Source organism: Chitinasiproducens palmae (assembly GCF_900095735.1).
Classification (GTDB): Bacteria; Pseudomonadota; Gammaproteobacteria; order Burkholderiales; family Burkholderiaceae; genus Chitinasiproducens; species Chitinasiproducens palmae.
In genome coordinates this window covers 128,676-141,584 of the sequence record NZ_FNLO01000011.1, presented here as the reverse complement: position 1 = coordinate 141,584, position 12,909 = coordinate 128,676, and the positions used below count along the sequence as shown (strand labels likewise).

The window sequence follows — 12,909 nt, the reverse complement described above, 5'->3', positions numbered from 1 at the left end:
TCAGGGTATTCACCGTCGTGCGCGCGCATTCGCGTCGCATGCTGCCACCATCGCCCGTGCGCCGTTGACGTCGCGCAAAGCCTTGTGCCGCCTGACGATTCCGGGGCTCGGCACGATTGCGTGAACCCTTCGCGCGGCCCGACCGCGCCTGGCACTGCCGCCAGGTGCAACGGACACATTGGCCGCACAGGTGTCGACACGATGCGACAGGTGTCGCACCGGCCTGGACAGGCAGCGGACGGCTTGCGTAGCGACGGGAAACCGGCATGCGCGCCAGTTTGGGCGGGCCGCAGTCGCGGCAACAGCCGCCCTTGCCTGCGCCTCCGCACTATCCCGCATTCACCGCCGCCTATGGCGCAGTGCACAATCACGACGTTTGGCGCCATGCCGGCCGCACGCTCGCGCGTCTGCCCGAGCAACAGCGCTGTTCATCCACGGGCGTCGTACCGATCGACGCGCCGTGGCCCTGCGAACGGCTCGCCGGGATGGCTGGCCGCCTTGCGCCGCGTCATTGACCACGCGGCGATCTTCGGAGCCTGTCATGAATCCACTGATCGTAGGCTGGAGTCACCTCCCGTTCGGCAAGCTCGATGCGCTTGAACCCGAGGCGATGATCGCCAAGGTGGCGACCGAGGCACTGGCGCACGCGGGCGTCGCCGCCGACGACATCGATTCGGTTCACGTCGGCCAGTTCAATGGCGGCTTCGTCTACCAGGACTTTCCATCGACGCTCGTCTTCAATGCGTTGCCGGCGCTGCGTTTTGCCTCGACCGTACGCTGCGAGAATGCGTGCGCAACCGGGTCCGCCGCGGTTTACTCGGCACTCGACGCGATCCGCGCCGGCCGCACCCGTCTCGCACTGGTGATCGGCGTGGAGAAAATGACCGCGCTGCCGACCGCCGAGGTGGGCGCTATCCTGCAGAAATGCAGCTACGCGAAGGAAGAGGCCGGCGTGCCCGGTGGCTTCGCCGGCATTTTCGGCACCATCGCGCAGACCTACTTCGAGCGCTACGGCGACCAGTCGGACGCGCTTGCGGCGATCGCGGCGAAGAACCACGCGAACGGGGTCTCGAATCCATTCGCGCACATGCGCCGGGATTTCGGCTACGACTTTTGCAGAACGCCGTCCGAGAAGAACCCGTTCGTGGCGGGTCCGCTGAAGCGGACCGATTGCTCGCTGATTTCCGACGGCGCCGCCGCGCTGGTGCTGGCCGCGCCGGACGCGCGTCAGGCCGGCGCACCGGCTGTCGCGTTTCGCGCCTCGGTGCAGGTCAGCGACTACCTGCCGCTGTCGCGACGCGACCCGATTGCGTTCGAAGGCGCGCAACGGGCTTGGCAACGCGGCCTCGATGAAGCCGGCATGACGCTGAACGATCTGTCCTTGGTCGAGACGCACGACTGCTTCACGATCGCCGAACTGATCGAGTACGAAGCGATGGGACTGGCGCCGCGCGGCGAAGGCGCGCGCGCAATTCTCGATGGCGTGACGCGCAAGGACGGCCGGCTACCGGTCAACCCGTCGGGGGGACTGAAGGCAAAGGGACATCCAATCGGCGCGACCGGTGTCTCGATGCATGTGATGGCCGCGATGCAGTTGTCCGGCCAGGCGGGCGACATGCAGATCCCGAACGCCCGCACGGCCGGCGTCTTCAACATGGGCGGCGCCGCCGTCGCAAACTATCTCAGCATTCTGTCGGCGCAGGATTGATCGGGCAGTCGGGGCCGCGCCGTCCGTGACGGCATGCGCGCCGCGCGTCGAACCGACCGCGCGACGGCATGCGTGACCGTCGCGTGACTGTCGCATGGCAGTCGCGCGAGTGTTGCCGGTCAGACGCGAACCAGCGTCACGTCGATATTGCCACGCGTCGCGTTCGAGTACGGGCAGACGATGTGCGCCGCATCGATCAACGCCTGCGCTTCCTCCGCCGCAAGGCCCGGCAACGCGATGCGAAGTTCGACTTCGATACCGAAGCCATTCGGGATCGCGCCGATGCCAACCTGCCCAGTCACCGAGACATCGGCTGGCAGCGCACGCTTATCGCGCGCGGCAACGAACTTGAGCGCGCCCAAAAAACACGCGGAGTAGCCGGCAGCGAACAGCTGTTCGGGATTCGTCGCTGCGCCACCGGCGCCGCCAAGCTCGCGCGGGGTGCTGAGCTTGACATCCAGCACGCCATCCGACGAAACGGCGCGACCGTCGCGGCCACCGGTGGCCTTGGCTTCGGCGCGATACAGCACTTTTTCGATCTTGCTCATGGCTTTTCTCTCCAAATTGCTGGACCCCTTCGGTCCAGCGGGTTGATTTTGATACTTCATTCGCTTCCTGGACCGCGCCGTATGCCTTCCCGCTTAAGCGGGAAGGCGCCACCCGCTGCGCTGGCATCGACAGGCGGGCGGATGGCCAGCCGGTGGTCCGTCAAAGCGAAGGCAAAACGGAAACTATCTACCTATAGATAGTTTTCTCTACAAAATTTTTCGGTGCAGTGTCTCGTTCGTGGACTGCTGTCATCGGTGTGCGGCCCTTGCGCCAGCTTCGGCGGCGCCCCCATCTCCTTGTCGGCAGACTGCCATTACTGCGCTTGACGCCAAGCTCGCACGACATCATCGATGCGTGCGCTACTCCGAAACAGTCGACTGGCCAGCACGCATCCCTGGAATGCCCCGAACAGCGCGCGCGCATCGGCCTCGGCGTCGCCGCTGCCCCGCAACGTTCCGTCTCGCGCGCCTCGCTCCACCACCGCCGCCAGCCATTGCTCGTTCATTTTGAAGAAGCTCTGCACGGCTACCCGCACTGATTCGGGCAACGATTCAATATCCGACGCGAGCATGCCGCAAAGGCAGATCCGATCGCCTGCGGCGCCCCGCATCAACCCAAAGTGGTGCGCATAACGCTGCAGTTGCATATCCGCGGCCAGCGTGGTGTCGATCATCCGCAGATTTCGCGCAACCTCTGCGCTGTATTCCTCGACCGCAGCCATTACCAGGTCCTCCTTGGTGGGGAAGTGATAATGGATGCTCGAGGTCTTGACCCCGACCTCGGCCGCGATGTCGCGGTAACTGAAGCCGTGGTAGCCGCGCGTCATCAATAACGACGCCGCCTGTTCGAGGATCTGATCGCGTACTGGGTTGGCCATGACCGAATACTATCTACTTATAGATAGATAAGCAAGCGTCGTTTTGCGATTATTTTGAGAGCACGCCTGCGCTTCGTCGGCGGACCGGTCGCGCGTTCCGGCCGGCGGTTCTCGGGGTAGCGGACGCCGCGCGACAGGGGTTGCGTCGCGGAGAGCCGTGCAAGACAGCTGCGCCGCGCTGCGCACTCACCGGGGCGGGGCGCATCGCTCCCGCGGCGGTGCAACCGCCGCACGGCGCGGCACATTCCCGCTAGTGCACGGCGGCCAAGGCGCCGCGCTCGCCAAGCGCTGGCGTGGCAGCCAGCCAGTCCTCGCCGCCGCCCAACAATTCACTGCCGACATCGCGAACATGCGGAATCGCGAGTGTTTTCAGGCGGCGATAGAGCGACGCGCGGCACATGCCCAGGGTACGCGCCGCCGCCGAGATGTTCCAGCGACTAGCGGCGAGCGCGTGCAGGATCTGCCCACGTTCGTCCGTGCGCGGGCTGCCCGCTGGGGAGTGCATCGCAAATGTGCTGTCGCTGCGCGATACCGCAGCCGGTTCGCTGTGGCGCACCACGGCGCGCGCGCGCATCAACTCGACCGGCAGATCCTCAATGCCGATGCAATCCTCGCTGGCCACCGCGCAGGCGTAGCGAATCGCCGCGCGCAATTGCCTGAGATTGCCCGGCCAGGCATGCGCGAGCAGTTCGGCATGGGCGGCAGGCGTCAGCACATCGAGGCTTGCGCCCGGCCATTCGTCGTCGATCATGCGCGCAATCAACGCACCGCGGTCGCTTCGCTCGCGCAACGAAGGCAGACGCAGCACGCCGACCGCGATGCGGTAATACAGGTCTTCCCGGAAGCTGCCGTCCTCGACCTTCGTGAACAGGTCCTGATGAGTGGCGCAAATCAATTGCACATCCACCGGCGTCGGCCGTGACGCCCCGAGCGGCAGCACTTCGCCTTCGGACAGCACGCGCAGCAGACGGGTTTGCTGTGCGAATGGCATGTCGCCGATCTCGTCGAGAAAGAGCGTACCGCCATCGGCTTGCACCACCTTGCCACGCATGCCTTGCGACAGCGCGCCCGAGAATGCGCCACGGCAATAGCCGAAGAGTTCGCTTTCGATGAGATTTTCGGGAATCGACGCGCAGTTCAGCGCCACCATCGCGCCGCGCCGTCGTTCGCTGTACGCATGCAGGGCACGCGCGAGGAATTCCTTGCCGGTACCGGTCTCGCCGAGGATCAAGATAGGCAGGCCGCGATCGATGAAGCGCTTGCCGCGGGCGATCAATGCCAGCATCGCAGGGTCGCCGTCGGTCAACGCATCGAGCGGCAGATAAGGCAGTCCGTCGCTGCGCGGCGCGCGCGACGACACATCCGGGTTGAGGGCGTTTTGGGCCGTCATGCCAGTCTCCAATGTTATGGTCCAGCCGCGGTTTCCGTGGACCGCCCGGCTTGTGGCCAGACGCTCGGCAAACCCGCCGCCTTGTGTGACGAGCATAGCGATGCGCGGCGCGCGACTCCAATTCCTTGTACACGTGTCTGTGATACCTGGCAGGTATCAATCGCGCACCATAGAGACAATCCCGGCTTGTTTGACGGCTCGGCCATCTCTTTAATAGCGGTGGGCCGCCAACGCATCGCCGCGATCAGTCACTGCGCCGATCGTTCTGTCGTTCGCACAGTGGCCCGCACCCGCGTGCCGCTGCCGGCCTCGCTGTTTCCCGCCGGGCGCGGTGCCGCCGGTGCGCTCAAGGGAATGCGGCGCCACCAGCTTCGTCGCATCGAGGAGTCGAGCAATGGAACTGCGTCATCTGCATTACTTCGTCGCCGTGGCCGACACGCTGCACTTCGGTCAGGCCGCCGAGACCCTGCACATCTCGCAGCCGCCGTTGTCACGTCAGATAGCCCTGCTTGAGGAAGAACTCGGCGTCACGCTTTTCGAACGCAGCCGCCGCCACGTCCGCCTGACGGCAGCTGGCGAGCGCCTGCGCCGAGACGCGCTCGACATCCTGTCGTCGGTCGAGCGCGCGAAGCGCAACGCACTGGCCGCCGGCCTCGGCGAGAGCGGCACACTGTCGGTCGGCTTCATGTTCGCCGCGGCCTACAGCGTCGTACCGCAGCTGACCCGCGCCTACACGTCCGCCTATCCGCAGGTCGAGGTACGGCTGCGCGAATCGATTCCCACGCTGCTGGCGGACGACCTGCGCGCCGGCGATGCGGATGTCGGCATCATGTATCCGCCCGCGCAACGCGACGGTCTGGCGCTGCGCACCGTATATCGCGAACCCCTGGTCGTGGCGCTGCCTTCGTGGCACCCACTGGCCGCCACTGGTACATGCGAGATTGCCCAACTGCGCGACGAGTCGTTCATCATTTCGCCGCGCAAGGCGTCCGCCTATATCTACGATCTGATCGTCGGCCACTGTGAAGACGCCGGGTTTACCCCGCGCATCCGGCTCGAAACGAATTTCCAACAAACCATCGTCAACCTGGTCGGGCAGGGTCTGGGCATTGCGCTCGTGCATCGCTCGATCGCCAGCACCCGACCGGCGCACGTCACGTTCTGCGAGCTGGCCGACGCGCCCAACGTGGACGTCGTGCTGACCTGGAGCAACAACAATCACAATCCTTGTATCGACACCTTCGCGCAGATTGCCGAGGAAGTCTGGCGCGTGCACCTCAGCGAAGCCTGTCCGCCGGCGCCGGCGTGATCATCTCATTGCGACAACTGTCGCAGGCGGGACGCAGCTGTCGCGCCGTACCGTGGTCCAAGGCCGTCGCTACGGCATCCTGAATCAATTCCGAGCACGGGTTTTCCCGCGGTTTCTGCGCGTTTTCAGCACGTCTCCCGCCGTTTATTGGTGTCGGATCGCGGCTTTGGCACTCGCGTCCCGCTGCGCTTTCGATGGCATCGTCCTTGCACAAGGCATGCACCTTGTCATCGGAGAATGCGATGTCCCCCTCCCTATCCGAACCCGCGCTAGCGCGGCCCGACGCGTCGCGTCAGGTGCCGCGCTCGCAAGCCTTCGTCCACCCCGGTCCGCCGAGCGAGCCGCGCATCGTCGAGGTCGTCGGCAAAGTTGCTCACGACTATCGCCTGGTCCTGCCGCCCGGCGCGTCCATCGGCGCTAGCCTGCGCGCCTGGCTCGACACCAATCGCGTCGACGCGGGGTGCGGGCAAGTGATCGCCGGCGGCACCCGCTCGCTCGACTATCACGTGATCGTTCGGGCCGACGGTGGCACGAAGCCGTATGTCTACGGCCCCGCGATCCACCATGAGGGAGAAACCGCACTGATCGGCGCGATGCTGACACTGGGCCGCGATTCCAGCGGCGACGCGCTGGTGCATTGCCATGCGGGCTTCCTGGCCGCCGACGGCTCGCTGCACGGCGGACATCTCGCGCTCGACAGCGCCATCGCCGGCGCGGCCGGCATGGTCGTGGCGCTCAGCACTTTCAGCGGCGTTGCGTTGCGCGTTGCGCCGGATGCCGAGACACACTATTCGATCCTGAATCCGTTCGCCGTACAGCAGGCGGAGGGAAGCGCATGGCAACACTGAGCCCGCAATCGCCGGTCGCGGCCCCCGCCACCGACATGTCCGTCGAAAGCGGGCGTTACGGTCGCCTGCTTACCGTGCGCATCAAGCCGAACGAAGACCTCTGTACCGCGCTCGAAACCGCCTGCACCGGACATGACATCGGCCGCGCGCTGCTGCGTGGTCTGATCGGCAGTCTGGTAGGCGCGACACTGCAGCGGCCAGACGGCCAATACGAAACCGTCAGTGGCCCCGGTGTCGAAATCCTGACCGCCAGCGGAGAGGTGGTCCGCGAAGCCGACGGTCAAATGCACGCGCGCCTGCAGGGCATGGTAGGGGCGACCGATGGCTCACTTCACGCTGGGCGCTTTGCGCCGGGCGGCAACCTCGCGTTCATCACCATCGAGGCGGCGCTGCACGAATGGCTGCCTGATTGATCGCGCGTCGCGGCGTTGCGGCGTTGCCCCCTCGCTGCTAGCACAGCGGGCGGCGGTGGCAACGCAATTCGCGACAGCCTCCCAGCGCTTTGCAGCATCTGGCAAAAAAGCCCGAATCGGCTCGCGCAGACGGTAAGGGCGACCTTAAGAGTCGAGTTTTCGCGGATTGCCCGTGCTTTGCGCTATGATTTTCGGGATAAAAGACCGACGAAGACCGACCGTTGATGCCGCGACACCTTACCGTCCCTTCCATCCGGCTGGCCGTTTGCCTGTGCGCTGCCGGCCTGACCAGTGTCCTGACGGGCTGCGGCTCGCTCCTCAACGAGGGTACGGCGGCCGGCGCCGGCGTGGCCGGCACGGCAGTCGCCGCCAAGGTTACGCGTAATCCGACTGTGGCAGCCGGCATCGGCCTCGGCGTGCTTGCCGCGGCCAACGCCGGCGTGCAACGACTGGAACGCAGCTGGCATGCCGATCAGCAGGACCAGATCGCCGAAGTGGCGGGACCACTCGATGTGGGCCAGGTCGCGAAATGGGAAAGCCGGCATGCGATCCAGATTGAACCGGACGCGCAAGGTCGCGTGACAGTCAGCCGTGTGATCAGCGCGAACGCGTTGGTCTGCAAGGAAATCGTATTCTCCGTTGATGAAGTGCGCCAGCAGAAGCTGACCAGCGACTTCTACGTCGCGTCGATCTGCCAGGATGGCAAACACTGGAAGTGGGCGTCCGCCGAGCCGGCTACCGAGCGCTGGGGAGCCCTGCAATGATCGCGCTGCCGAACCGCGTGCCGGTGCGGGCCGGCGGGGCGGCGCCTCCGCGTGCGGCGGCGAAGCTTGTCGTTTGCCTGGTCGCGGTGGCCGCGCTGGCCGGTTGCAAATCGCTCAGCGGCTTCACAGGCGCAGCGGCCGGCATCGCGGCCGGTACCTTCTCGTCGAATCCAGCTGTCGGCATCGGCGTCGGCGTGACCGTCCAGGCCGCCACCGACGAACTGATCAACCGAATCTTCCGGAACATGCAGCGCGACGAACAGAATCGCATCGCCCTGCTCGCATCGGATCTGCCGATCGGCGAGAAGCGGCCATGGTCGATCCATCACCGCATCCCATTCCACGACGAGCGTGGCACGCTGCAGGTGGTGCGTGACATCAGCACGCCGCTCGCGCAGTGTCGCGAGGTCCTCTTCTCCGTGGACGACGACGCGCACAGCCAGTGGTTCCTCACCCCGCTCTGCCAGCGCAGCGACGGCGTCTGGAAATGGGCCGCTGCCGAACCCGCCACCGACCGCTGGGGCAGCCTGCAATGACGTAACGGTCCGCGCGGACCGTTATGCCGAGGCGCAGCGCCAAGGCACCGCGCGAGGCGGAACGGCGGGGGCTCGCCATCAGGGCAGATTCTCCCGCAGGACGATGTTGAACGGGATCGGCTTGACCGGATCGGCTGCACCGTCGCGCGCGTTGCGAAATACCCTGACGCAGGTACCGACGATGGCCTGCGGTGTCTGCGTGATCAACGCGTCGAGCGTGCCGTCGATCAACAACGCACGCGTGTCCGGCGTCAGACCATGCCCGATGAACAGCGGCTTGTGCTCGCGCCGCGTCTCGTTGATCGCCCGCGCGACCCCGTCGGATGCGCCACCACTGTTGTAGATGCCGGCCAGGTCGGGGTGCTGCTCGAACAAATGCCGTGTCTGCTCGTAATTGCGCTGGCTGTCGTCCTGCCCTTCGCGCATGCCGATCACCCGGATACCCGGGAACGTCGACTCCATCAAATGCAGGAAGCCGATCTCCCGCTCCTCGTGACTGCGGTAATCGAGACTGCCTGCCAGCATTGCCACCTTGCCGCTCGGACGCGGTCCCATGAAGCGGCCGAGCAGCAGGCCGGCAGTACGGCCGGCCGCTCGGTTGTCGATGCCGACGTAGGCCAGCCGGCGTGAATTCGAGACATCGGAGATGAGCGTGACCGCGGGTACGCCGCGTTCTGCGAGTGCGTCAACCGCGTCGCGCACCACCGGATGCTCGAGTGCCATGAACGCGATGCCATCCGCCCGCGCGCCGCACTGCAGCAGGCGTCGCGCCAGTTCGGCTGGATTGAAACTCTCGACGTAATGCGTGCGGCAGCGCACTTGGAACGGCGCCCACTGCTGATGCGACAGTTCGACGTAGTCGCCCAGCATGCGCAGATAGGGATTTTCGCCGGCCGGCAGAAGAAACAGCAGTTCCAGCGGCCGTCCCGCGCGCAACGTCAACGCGCGCATGTCCGGTTGCGCGCCGTGCAACATCGCATCATGGCGCGCCGGACGCTGCGCGTCGAACTCCGGCCCGAGCGCAAAGCCCAGTTCGGCGGCCGCCGCGAGCACGCGCTGCACCGTCTGCAGGCGCACGCCGTCGCGCCGGTTCACGACCCGGTCCACTGTCGCGGTGGACACGCCGGCGTGTCGGGCCACGTCGACGATACGTGGCAAGGACGGCAGCGCGTCGGCGGCGCGAACGGTTTGATTCGGCATGGCGTTGGTGCATCCAGGTCGATGGCAGGTTTGCGGGACACGGCGTGCAGCGCGCGTCGGAACATCGGCGCGCATCGCGCCAACGTTCCTGAAAACCATCAAAAACCATCAAGGCATCGTTTGACAGCGAGAGACGGCGAAGCCTACGCTTCGCCATGAAATCCGTAGCAACGCGCGGCCTGTTGGGGAAAACAACGAGTTCGCGCGGTCAATAACGATGATTGATGGACCATCAGACGGCCATCATTATAAGCATGGAGACAAGCGAATGACCAACCTGTCCCGGCGCACGCTGCTGCAAGCCGCCGCCCTCGCCCCTGCCTGCGCACTCGGCTTCCCGTCGATCGCCCGCGCCGCCCGTCCCGAATTCGTTTTCAAATACGGCAACAACCTGCCGTTGACGCATCCGCTCAACGTGCGCTCGCAGGAAGCTGCCAACCACATCCGCGAAGCGTCCGGCGGCCGGGTGGAAATCAAGATTTTCCCGAACAACCAGTTGGGCGGCGATACGGACATGCTGGCGCAGGTGCGCAGCGGTGGTATCGAGATCTTCACGCCCTCCGCGCTCGTGGTGTCGACGCTCGCCCCGGTCGCGGCGATCAACGCAGTCGGCTTCGCGTTCTCCGATTACCAGCAGGTGTGGGCGGCGATGGACGGCAAGCTCGGCGCCTTCGTGCGTGCGGCGATGCTCAAGGCCGGACTGGCCTCGTTCGAGAAAATGTGGGACAACGGCTTCCGCCAGACAACCACCAGCAACCGGCCGATCACCGACGCGCAAAGCATGAAGGGGCTGAAGATCCGCGTGCCGGTCAGCCCGCTCAGCATCGACATGTTCAAGGGACTCGGCGCCGCGCCGACCAGCCTGCAGTTCAGCGAAGTGTATTCCGCGCTGCAGACGAAGATCGTCGACGCGCAGGAGAATCCGCTGCCGATCGTCCAGGTTGCGAAGCTCTATGAAGTGCAGAAGTTCTGTTCGCTGACCAACCATATCTGGGATGGCTACTGGTTCGTGCTCAACCCGCGCGCCTGGAATCGCCTGCCGCCGGATCTGCAGAAACTGGTCTCGGGCGCATTCAACGACGCCGCGGTCAAGCAGCGTGCCGACGTGCTCAAGCTCAACGACACGGCGGTCGCGGACCTGCAGTCGAAGGGCCTGGCGGTGAACCGGCCGCAGCCGGACACGTTCCGTGCCGCGCTGCGCAGCTCCGGCTTCTACACGCAGTGGAAGCAGCGCTTCGGCAACGAAGCGTGGGGCCTGCTCGAACAATCCGTAGGCAAGCTCGCTTAAGCTATCAGTCGCCCGAGCGATCGGGCGCCGCCGCCAACATCGCTCCGCGCCGGACGATGACGGCGGCGGCGGCGTTGCGGCACGCCCGCACACGCTTTCCGTCATCCCACGCGACCGAGTGAAGCGATCATGGTGCAACCTGTCCATTCCTCCGTGCCGCCCGCCGGCGTCACCGACCCGTTTCCAAGCAGCGGCCCGCGCCGCCTGGTTCATCTGTTCAGCAACGGACTTGTCACGCTGATCGAGGGCATCGCCGCTGTCCTGCTGTTCGGTGAGATCTGCCTGCTGCTTGCCAGCGTCATCGCCCGCTACGTGCTGCATGCCCCCATCGTCTGGTCCGACGAACTGGCCGGCATGCTGTTTCTCTGGCTGTCGATGTTCGGCGCGGTCCTGGCCCTGCGGCGCGGCGAACACATGCGCATGACCGCGCTGGTCAGCCGCCTGACGCCGTCGACCAGGGTATTCGTCGACACCGTCGCGCTCACGTTTTCGATCGCGCTGCTCGCCATGATCCTGATTCCCGCCTACCACTATGCGGACGGCGAAGCGGTGATCGTTACGCCCGCGCTCGAGATCAGCAACGCCTGGCGGGCCGCCGCCCTGCCGGTCGGCATCGTGCTGATGCTGGTGGTCGGTTTCGCGCGCTTGCTGGTGTTGGGCAAGCCGACACACATCGTCGCCGCGCTCGCCATCGCCGCGGTGCTGGTCGGCGCGTTCTACCTGCTGGGTCCGACGCTGGAGCCGCTCGGCAAGGCCAATCTGCTGATTTTCTTCGTCGGCATCGTGGCCTTCTGCGTGTTCTCGGGCGTGCCGATCGCGTTCTCGTTCGCGCTCGCCACCTTCGGCTATCTTGCACTGACGACGTACACACCACTCGAAGTATTCGTCGGCCGCATGGACGAAGGCATGTCGCACCTGGTGCTGCTCGCCGTGCCGCTGTTCATCTTCCTCGGCCTGCTGATCGAGATGACGGGCATGGCGCGGGCGATGATCCAGTTTCTGGCGAGCCTGGTCGGACACCTGCACGGCGGCCTGTCCTACGTGCTGATCGGCGCGATGTATCTGGTCTCGGGCATCTCCGGCTCGAAGGTCGCCGACATGGCGGCGATCGCGCCGGTACTGTTTCCCGAAATGAAGAAACGCGGGGCGAAGGAAGGCGACCTCGTCGCATTGCTCTCGACCACCGGTGCGCAGACCGAGACGATCCCGCCGAGCATCGTGCTGATCACGATCGGCTCGGTCACCGGCGTATCGATCTCCGCGCTGTTCACTGGTGGCCTGTTGCCGGCCGTCGTGCTGGCCGCGGCGCTGTGTTTCGTCGTCTGGCTGCGCTACCGCAAGGAAGACCTGAGTCAGGCGCAACGCTTCTCGCGCCGCGAGATCGGCCGGTTGTTCGTCGTCTCGCTGCCTGCGCTGGCACTGCCGTTCGTGATCCGCGCGGCGGTGGTCGAAGGCGTCGCGACGGCCACCGAGGTCTCGACGATCGGCATTGTCTATTCGATCGTCATCGGCCTGTTGGTGTATCGCCGTTTCGATCCGCGCCGCTTCGGCGCCATGCTGGTCGAGGCGGCCACCCTGTCCGGCGCGATCGTGTTCATCATCGGCTGCGCCACCGCGATGGCCTGGGCGCTGACGCAGTCCGGCTTCTCGCAGGATCTTGCCGCGCTGATGAGCAAGGTGCCGGGCGGCGCGTGGGGCTTCCTGCTGATCTCGATCGTGGCGTTCGTGATGCTGGGCAGCGTGCTCGAAGGCATCCCCGCCATCGTGCTGTTCGGCCCCCTGCTGTTCCCGATCGCCCATCAGGCCGGCGTGCACGAAGTGCATTACGCGATGGTCGTGATCCTGTCGATGGGCATCGGCCTGTTCTCGCCGCCGTTCGGCGTCGGCTACTACTCGGCGTGCGCGATCAGCAAGGTCAGTCCCGATGCCGGCATCCGTCACATCGGCGGCTACATGGCCGCGCTGGCGCTCGGCCTGCTGATCGTTGCCGCCGTGCCCTGGCTGTCGGTCGGCTTCCTGTAAGACCC

12 protein-coding genes are annotated in these 12,909 nt (G+C 65.7%); 8 read left to right on the top strand and 4 right to left on the bottom strand.

Annotation, left to right across the window (positions count from 1 at the left end):
* The first annotated feature begins 541 nt into the window (after nt 1–541).
* Nucleotides 542–1,708 carry an acetyl-CoA acetyltransferase gene (locus BLU54_RS17515; protein WP_091911264.1) on the top strand — a complete coding sequence of 389 codons (1,167 nt, stop codon included), beginning with the start codon at nt 542–544 and terminating at the stop codon, nt 1,706–1,708.
* Nucleotides 1,709–1,827: 119 nt separating this feature from the next.
* Here the strand turns inward: BLU54_RS17515 and BLU54_RS17510 are convergent, their stop codons facing one another.
* From BLU54_RS17510 to BLU54_RS17500, 3 genes are all read right to left on the bottom strand, one after another.
* Nucleotides 1,828–2,256, bottom strand: a complete 429-nt coding sequence (locus BLU54_RS17510) for an organic hydroperoxide resistance protein (RefSeq protein ID WP_091911262.1) — start codon at nt 2,254–2,256, stop codon at nt 1,828–1,830.
* A gap of 314 nt (nt 2,257–2,570) precedes the next feature.
* Nucleotides 2,571–3,134, bottom strand: coding sequence for a TetR/AcrR family transcriptional regulator (locus BLU54_RS17505; protein WP_091911260.1), 564 nt, complete (start codon nt 3,132–3,134; stop codon nt 2,571–2,573).
* Between the two features lie 250 nt (nt 3,135–3,384).
* Complete coding sequence (locus tag BLU54_RS17500) at nt 3,385–4,524, bottom strand: sigma-54-dependent Fis family transcriptional regulator (RefSeq protein ID WP_170845204.1); 1,140 nt, start codon at nt 4,522–4,524, stop codon at nt 3,385–3,387.
* Between the two features lie 394 nt (nt 4,525–4,918).
* Here BLU54_RS17500 and BLU54_RS17495 point away from each other — a divergent pair, with 394 nt between their 5' ends.
* The 5 genes from BLU54_RS17495 (at nt 4,919) to BLU54_RS17475 (ending at nt 8,394) form a co-directional block, all read left to right on the top strand.
* Nucleotides 4,919–5,833 carry a LysR family transcriptional regulator gene (locus BLU54_RS17495; protein ID WP_091911256.1) on the top strand — a complete coding sequence of 305 codons (915 nt, stop codon included), beginning with the start codon at nt 4,919–4,921 and terminating at the stop codon, nt 5,831–5,833.
* 242 nt (nt 5,834–6,075) lie between these two features.
* Nucleotides 6,076–6,681 carry a PPC domain-containing DNA-binding protein gene (locus BLU54_RS17490; protein ID WP_139169743.1) on the top strand — a complete coding sequence of 202 codons (606 nt, stop codon included), beginning with the start codon at nt 6,076–6,078 and terminating at the stop codon, nt 6,679–6,681.
* Complete coding sequence (locus tag BLU54_RS17485; RefSeq protein WP_091911252.1) at nt 6,669–7,094, top strand: PCC domain-containing protein; 426 nt, start codon at nt 6,669–6,671, stop codon at nt 7,092–7,094. The genes BLU54_RS17490 and BLU54_RS17485 overlap by 13 nt, the downstream gene beginning before the upstream one ends.
* Nucleotides 7,095–7,318: 224 nt before the next feature.
* Complete coding sequence (locus BLU54_RS17480) at nt 7,319–7,858, top strand: hypothetical protein (RefSeq protein WP_091911251.1); 540 nt, start codon at nt 7,319–7,321, stop codon at nt 7,856–7,858.
* Nucleotides 7,855–8,394, top strand: coding sequence for a hypothetical protein (locus tag BLU54_RS17475; RefSeq protein WP_235838004.1), 540 nt, complete (start codon nt 7,855–7,857; stop codon nt 8,392–8,394). Before BLU54_RS17480 ends, BLU54_RS17475 begins: the two co-directional genes overlap by 4 nt.
* Nucleotides 8,395–8,472: 78 nt before the next feature.
* Here BLU54_RS17475 and BLU54_RS17470 read toward each other — a convergent pair whose 3' ends face one another.
* A complete protein-coding gene (locus tag BLU54_RS17470) occupies nt 8,473–9,594 on the bottom strand; it encodes a LacI family DNA-binding transcriptional regulator (protein WP_091911246.1) in 1,122 nt (373 codons plus the stop codon).
* Nucleotides 9,595–9,862: 268 nt separating this feature from the next.
* Between BLU54_RS17470 and BLU54_RS17465 the strand changes: the two genes are divergently transcribed.
* Together BLU54_RS17465 and BLU54_RS17460 are read left to right on the top strand one after the other, a co-directional pair.
* The gene (locus BLU54_RS17465) at nt 9,863–10,882 is read left to right on the top strand and encodes a TRAP transporter substrate-binding protein (protein ID WP_091911244.1); all 1,020 of its coding nucleotides are present in this window, start codon (nt 9,863–9,865) and stop codon (nt 10,880–10,882) included.
* 129 nt (nt 10,883–11,011) lie between these two features.
* Entirely contained in the window at nt 11,012–12,904 is a 1,893-nt protein-coding gene (locus BLU54_RS17460) for a TRAP transporter large permease (protein WP_091911242.1), read from the top strand.
* Nucleotides 12,905–12,909 lie beyond the last annotated feature (5 nt).

What these genes read in the sequence shown, in the direction of transcription:
- BLU54_RS17515 (WP_091911264.1), top strand. Translation starts at nt 542, where the DNA reads ATGAATCCACTGATCGTAGGCTGGAGTCACCTCCCGTTCGGCAAGCTC.
- BLU54_RS17510 (WP_091911262.1), bottom strand. Translation starts at nt 2,256, where the DNA reads ATGAGCAAGATCGAAAAAGTGCTGTATCGCGCCGAAGCCAAGGCCACC.
- BLU54_RS17505 (WP_091911260.1), bottom strand. Translation starts at nt 3,134, where the DNA reads ATGGCCAACCCAGTACGCGATCAGATCCTCGAACAGGCGGCGTCGTTA.
- BLU54_RS17500 (WP_170845204.1), bottom strand. Translation starts at nt 4,524, where the DNA reads ATGACGGCCCAAAACGCCCTCAACCCGGATGTGTCGTCGCGCGCGCCG.
- BLU54_RS17495 (WP_091911256.1), top strand. Translation starts at nt 4,919, where the DNA reads ATGGAACTGCGTCATCTGCATTACTTCGTCGCCGTGGCCGACACGCTG.
- BLU54_RS17490 (WP_139169743.1), top strand. Translation starts at nt 6,076, where the DNA reads ATGTCCCCCTCCCTATCCGAACCCGCGCTAGCGCGGCCCGACGCGTCG.
- BLU54_RS17485 (WP_091911252.1), top strand. Translation starts at nt 6,669, where the DNA reads ATGGCAACACTGAGCCCGCAATCGCCGGTCGCGGCCCCCGCCACCGAC.
- BLU54_RS17480 (WP_091911251.1), top strand. Translation starts at nt 7,319, where the DNA reads ATGCCGCGACACCTTACCGTCCCTTCCATCCGGCTGGCCGTTTGCCTG.
- BLU54_RS17475 (WP_235838004.1), top strand. Translation starts at nt 7,855, where the DNA reads ATGATCGCGCTGCCGAACCGCGTGCCGGTGCGGGCCGGCGGGGCGGCG.
- BLU54_RS17470 (WP_091911246.1), bottom strand. Translation starts at nt 9,594, where the DNA reads ATGCCGAATCAAACCGTTCGCGCCGCCGACGCGCTGCCGTCCTTGCCA.
- BLU54_RS17465 (WP_091911244.1), top strand. Translation starts at nt 9,863, where the DNA reads ATGACCAACCTGTCCCGGCGCACGCTGCTGCAAGCCGCCGCCCTCGCC.
- BLU54_RS17460 (WP_091911242.1), top strand. Translation starts at nt 11,012, where the DNA reads ATGGTGCAACCTGTCCATTCCTCCGTGCCGCCCGCCGGCGTCACCGAC.